Source organism: Sinomonas sp. G460-2 (genome assembly GCF_047759905.1).
In the GTDB taxonomy this organism is placed as follows: domain Bacteria; phylum Actinomycetota; class Actinomycetes; order Actinomycetales; family Micrococcaceae; genus Sinomonas.
The window spans coordinates 1-5,853 of the sequence record NZ_JBKZWT010000229.1; the positions used below are offsets into that span (position 1 = coordinate 1).

Sequence of the window (5,853 nt, forward strand, 5' to 3'; positions counted from 1 at the left end):
CCACGCCCCCGCGGGCACGAGCGGCTCGCGGAAGCACACGTTGAGCTGTGCAGGCCCCGAGGGGACGCCGGGCAGGAGCCCCGAGGCCGCGCTGAGCGCGGTCCGGACGGCCGACGACGGCGACTCCCCCGCCGCGACCGACGTCGCGAACCGCACGTGCTCGCCGAAGAGGTCGAGCTGTTCGGTGGTCTGATTCGCGCCCGTCCCGTGAAGTTCCGCGGGCCGGTCGGCGGAAAGCACGATGAGGGGGACCTCCGCGTGGTTCGCCTCCATGACGGCGGGCAGCAGGTTCCCCACGGCCGTGCCGCTCGTGGTGAGCACCGCCGTCGGCCGTCCCGACGAAAGCGCGGCGCCCAGCGCGGTGAACGCGCCGGAGCGCTCGTCGATGCGCACCACGAGCTCGAGCAGGCCGCGGCCCTCGGCCTCGGCGAGCGCGTACGCGAGGGGCGCGCTGCGGGAGCCGGGACATACCACCACGCGACGGACGCCGCCCGCGAGGAGTCCGGAGACCACCTCGCGAGCGGCGTCGAGAGAGCCGAGAGAAGTCACGCTTCCATCGTAGGCAGGCGCGGCGATCTGCGGTGACGCTCCCGCCTCTTCGAACGGCGTTACTTCTTGGCGTGAACCGCCGGAAGCACCTGGACGATCGCGGGGCGGGGGGCCCGCACGGCGCCCTCGGGGGCGGCCCCAGCTGAGACAAGAGCAGGGACGTAGTCCGGAAAATACGAGTGCGGTGCGGCGAACGTGCCCTCCTCGCCCGGGTGCTGGACGGCGACGAACACGTGCCGGTCGGCGTCTCGGACCACGGGCCCGCACGTCTCGGCGTCGCGCGGCACGGACAGGAACTGCTCGACCTTGCCGCGCTCGGGGCCTTCGAGCGTCACGCGGAACAGGCCGTCGTTGTAGCCAATCGCGCTGGGCGCGCCGTCGGTCGCGAGCCACATGTAGCCGGAGGAGTCGAACGCGACGTTGTCGGGGCACGAGATGGGCGAGACGTTATCTGCAGGATAGTCACTGAAGTAAGTCATCTGGTTCTTCGCGGGGTCGCCGCACACGAGCAGGAGGTTCCAGCCGAACGTCGTCGCGGTCTGGTCGCCGCCGTCCTCGGTGATCTCCACGATGTGGCCGTCGCGGTTCTGGCGGCGCGGGTTCGCCTCGTCCGGGGCCGCGTTCGTACCGACGCCGCGGTTCGAGTTGTTCGTGCAGACCACGTAGACCTTGCCGGTGACGGGGTGGGGTTCGACGTCCTCGCAGCGGTCCATCTTCGTGGCGCCCGCGAGATCGGCGGCGAGTCGCGTGTACACGAGGACCTGCTCGACGCTCATGCCCGGGATCGCGGACTTGCCGTCGACGACGAGCGGGAGCCATTCGCCGCGCCCGTCGAACGCGCCGTCCGTGGGGAGCTTGCCCGAGCCGTCGATCTCCGCGGCGGGCGAGTTGCCGGCGAAGCGGGCCACGTACAGGTTGCCCTCGGAGAGCAGGGTCTTGTTGTGCTCGCGGTCTGCCGTGCCGGTGCCGGGCCGGTAGGTGCCCTTAGAGACGAACTTGTAGAGGTGATCAAAGCGCTCGTCGTCCCCTGAGTACGCGACGATGCGGCCGTTCGCGGCGATGTGCACGTTCGCGCCCTCGTGCTTGAAGCGCCCCAGGGCGGTGTGCTTCTTCGGCGTCGACGTAGGGTCGAGCGGGTCGACCTCGACGATCCAGCCGAAGCGGTTGGACTCGTTCGCGTAGTCCGCGTTGCGGGTGTCGAAGCGCGGCTCGTCGAGCTCCCACACGCGGGCCGTGGCGCGGTTGGCGAGGCCGTAGCGCTTGTCCTCCTTCGACGTCCCCGCGGTGCGGAAGTAGCCATTGAAGTTCTCCTCACCTGAGAGCACGGTGCCCCACGGCGTCGTGCCGCCGGCGCAGTTGCCGAGCGTCCCGCGGACGGTGCGGCCCTCGCGGCCCTTGGGATCGCTCGGGTTCGTCAGGAGGCTCGAGCCTGCGGCGGGGCCGGTGAACTCGAAGACCGTGTCCGTGAGGTAACGGCGGTTGAGCGGGGCGCCCTTGACGTAGGTCCACGCCTGGTTCTTGTTCTGCCGCTCGAGCTCGACGACGCTGAGCCCGTGGGCGGCCCGCGCGACGGCGCGCGTTCCGGCGGGATCGGCGGCCGCCTGGGCGTCGGAGAACATGATGCCCTCGTTCGTGTACTCGTGGTTCGTGAACAGCACGGCGCGCTTCCCGGCGGTCCCGGGCAGCTCGATGATGTCCGTGTAATCGTTGTTGTAGCCGAACTGGCGGGCCTGGGCCTCGGCGGTCTGATGCTCAAGATCGAAGGCGGGGCTGTCGTCGAAGAGGCCGTCGCCCCACCGGATGATCGGGCGCCACGCGTAGCCATCCGGGACCGTGAACTCGTCGACGAGCTTGTCCACGGGGCGGATGGGGGTGAAGTCGAGCTTCGAGTTGGGCGCCTTGGGACGGGGCGCGGCCGGCCCAAAGGTCGAGGGCACCGCCGACGACTGCCCGACGTTCGACGACGGCCCAACCGACGACGGCGCCGCCTCCGCGCGTCCGGCCGGCTGGCCGCCGGTGAACGCGAGCGTGAGCGCGCCGGCGAGGCCGAGCCCGAGCGCGGAGCGCCGTGAGAGCTCGCCCGCGACGACGTCGCGGAAGTAGCCATTGGACGATTCGTTGCAGACTTCCCCGAGGCACGCGTTGTCGCACTTGAGCGCGCACGTCACGGCACTTCGTTTTCCACGGACGTGGCCGAGCATCGGCAGGAGCGGGCGGCGTTGATCAGACATGGGTTCCTCCGGGGTGTGGGTGCGGTCGGTGCGGTGGAGCGAGTGCACTCAGGACAGCATTCCCCACGAAATCCCAGTCTATTTTCAGGTTAATTTCAGGAAAACGTGCTTCCGGCTGATTTGTCGGGGTCCGATGGCAGACTGGCGCCATGCCGGACACCCCCGAACCCGACAGCGCAGAACCCGACACCCCCAAACCCGACACGCCCGAGCACCGCCGCCTCGCCGAGTCCCCGGGCGATTCCGATCCGTGGCGCCTCTGGGGCCCGTATCTGGCCGGGCGCCAGTGGGGAACCGTGCGCGAGGACTACTCGGAGGAGGGCGACGCGTGGGACTTCTTCCCGTTCGACCACGCTCACCGGCGCGCCTATCGCTGGGGCGAGGACGGGATCGCGGGCCTGTGCGACCGGTTCGGCTTCCTCAATCTCGGTGTCGCCCTCTGGAACGGCCGCGACGATCGGCTCAAGGAGCGGTACTTCGGCCTCACGAACGGCCAGGGCAACCACGGGGAGGACGCGAAGGAGCATTGGTGGCACCTCGACGCGACCCCGACGCACTCGTGGGCCAAGACCCTGTACCGCTACCCGCAGGCGGCGTATCCGTACGAGGACCTCGTGCGCACCGCCGCGAACCTCTCCCGCGCGGCGCCCGAGTACGAGCTCGTGGACACCGGTGTCCTGAAGGAGGATCGCTTCTTCGACGTCGAGACCGTGCACGCGAAGGCCTCCCCCGACGACGTGTGCGTCACGATCACGGCGACCAACCACGGCCCCGACCCGGCCCCGCTCGACCTCGTCGCCCAGCTGTGGTTCCGCAACACGTGGGCGTGGGGTCGGGACGAGCGTGTGCCGCAGCTGCGCAGGCTTCGGCCGCCCGAGCTCCGGCCCGGCGGGATCGTCGCGGTCGAGGCCACGCACGGGTTCCTGGGCCGCTACGTCCTCGCGGCAGACAGCGCCGTTCTAGCCTCGCACCGGGTCCAGCCCGAGGTGATGTTCTGCGACAACGAGAGCAATGACGTCGAGCTCTTCGGCGCGGCGGAGAACCGCTCGCCCCACCCGACGGACGCCATCGACGCGGCCATCGTGCGCGGCGACCGCTCCCTCCTCAACCCGGCGGGGACCGGCACGAAGGCCGCGGTGCGCTGGCACTTCCCGGCGATCGCCCCGGGCGCGAGCGTCAGCGTGCGCCTGCGTCTCACGGGCGAGACGCTCCCGCTCGATCCGTTCGGCATCGGCTTCGACGACGTCCTCGCGGACCGGGAGCGCGAGGCGGACGAGTTCTACAAGGCGCTCATGCCCGGCGGTTCCTCGAAGCGGCCGGGACAGACGACGGCGGAGGACGCCTTCGTGGCACGGCGCGCCTTCGCGGGGCTCCTGTGGGGCAAGCAGCACTACCGCTATTCGGTGCGCGAGTGGCTCGAGGGCGATCCAGCCTTCCCGGATCCGCCCGGCGAGCGGCAGGGGCCGGGCGGGCGCAATGCGACGTGGCGGCATCTTGCCCTCGCGGACGTCATCTCGATGCCGGACGAGTGGGAGTACCCGTGGTTCGCATCGTGGGACCTCGCGTTCCACTGCGTCGCGCTTGCCCACGTGGACCCCGAGTTCGCGAAAGCCCAGCTCGTGCTCCTGTGCCGCGAGTGGGCGATGCACCCGGACGGGCAGCTCCCCGCGTACGAGTGGGCGTTAGGCGACGTGAACCCGCCCGTGCACGCGTGGGCCGCGTGGCAGGTCTACTGCATCGACGGAGCCCGAGACACGGACTTCCTCACGCGCGTGTTCGCGAAGCTCCTGCTGAACTTCTCGTGGTGGGTCAACCGCAAGGACGCGGACGGCTCGAACCTGTTCGAGGGCGGCTTCCTCGGCATGGACAACATCGGCCTCTTCGACCGCTCGAAGGGACTGCCCGAGGGGCATCGGCTTGAGCAGTCCGACGCGACGAGCTGGATGGCGTTCTACTGCCTGACCATGATGCGGATCGCGCTCGAGCTCGCACGCGAGCATCGCGTCTGGGACGATCTCGCGACCAAATTCCTCGAGCACTTCCTCTCGATCGCGGACGCCATGGACACGTTCGGAAGCGCGGGCGTCGAGCTGTGGGACGAGGAAGACGGCTTCTTCTACGACGTCCTCGTAGCCAGCGATGGGAGCCAGGAGCGGCTGCCGGTCCGGAGCATGGTCGGGCTCCTGCCGCTCCTCGCGGTCGCGGTCGCGCCCGCGTGGGCGTCCGAGGAGCTTCCAGACTTCGCCCAGAACCTGCACTGGCTTCAGCGGCACCGTGCGGACGAGATGGGCGCGCTCTTGCGGGCCACGGGCGCCGAAACGAGCCAGGACGGCAGCGCCTCCGGGGGCTCGCGGCTCACGCTCGCGGTCCTGCACGGCGACCGGCTCACGCGCGTGCTCGCCCGGCTGCTCGACGAGAACGAGTTCCTCTCCCCGTACGGGCTCCGCTCGCTCTCCGCCGCGTATCGCGAGCCGTTCACGGTCAACGTCGCGGGTCAGCCCATGAGCATCGCCTATCTGCCGGGAGAGTCGGACTCGGGTCTGTTCGGCGGGAACTCGAACTGGCGCGGGCCTGTGTGGTTCCCCGTCAATGTGCTCGTGGCCGACGCGCTCGCCGTCTTCGCGGAAGGCTCAGGGGCCGAGGTCACGGTCGAGTTCCCCACGGGCTCGGGAACGCACGTGCCGCTCGGCGTCGTCGCCCGCGAGCTCGAGGGCAGGCTCGTGCGGCTGTTCCGGGCGGACGACGGCGGGCGGCGGCCGAGCACGCCGCGGCACCACCCGTCGGGCCCCTTGTGGGACGCGCACCCGACGTTCAGCGAGTACTTCCACGGCGACACGGGCGCGGGCCTCGGGGCCTCACACCAGACCGGCTGGACGGCCCTCGTGGCGCACCTCATCTGCCGTCAGGCACAGGCCGCGACTCAGGATCCAGCCGACACGCCGTAGCCCAAGACCTGATAGCACCGGCGCAGCCGGTCGAGCCACCATGCGCGCCGCTCGGGCGGGGCCGCGTGCTCGGCGAGCAGCTCCGGGTCCGGCGCCAGATCACCCGAAAACACCCGGCCAACCGGGAG

General features: G+C 70.4%; 3 protein-coding genes. 1 reads left to right on the plus strand and 2 read right to left on the minus strand.

All coding sequences use genetic code 11. The features are described 5' to 3' along the window. On the minus strand, positions 1-549 hold a 549-nt coding region (locus tag ACLN58_RS16635; RefSeq protein ID WP_415856366.1), incomplete at its 3' end, for a thiamine pyrophosphate-binding protein. Between the two features lie 59 nt (positions 550-608). Beyond that, complete coding sequence (locus ACLN58_RS16640; RefSeq protein ID WP_415856367.1) at positions 609-2,780, minus strand: PhoX family protein; 2,172 nt, start codon at positions 2,778-2,780, stop codon at positions 609-611. Positions 2,781-2,929: 149 nt separating this feature from the next. Here ACLN58_RS16640 and ACLN58_RS16645 point away from each other — a divergent pair, with 149 nt between their 5' ends. Continuing rightward, positions 2,930-5,725, plus strand: a complete 2,796-nt coding sequence (locus ACLN58_RS16645) for an MGH1-like glycoside hydrolase domain-containing protein (RefSeq protein ID WP_415856368.1) — start codon at positions 2,930-2,932, stop codon at positions 5,723-5,725. The last annotated feature ends 128 nt before the right edge of the window (positions 5,726-5,853 follow it).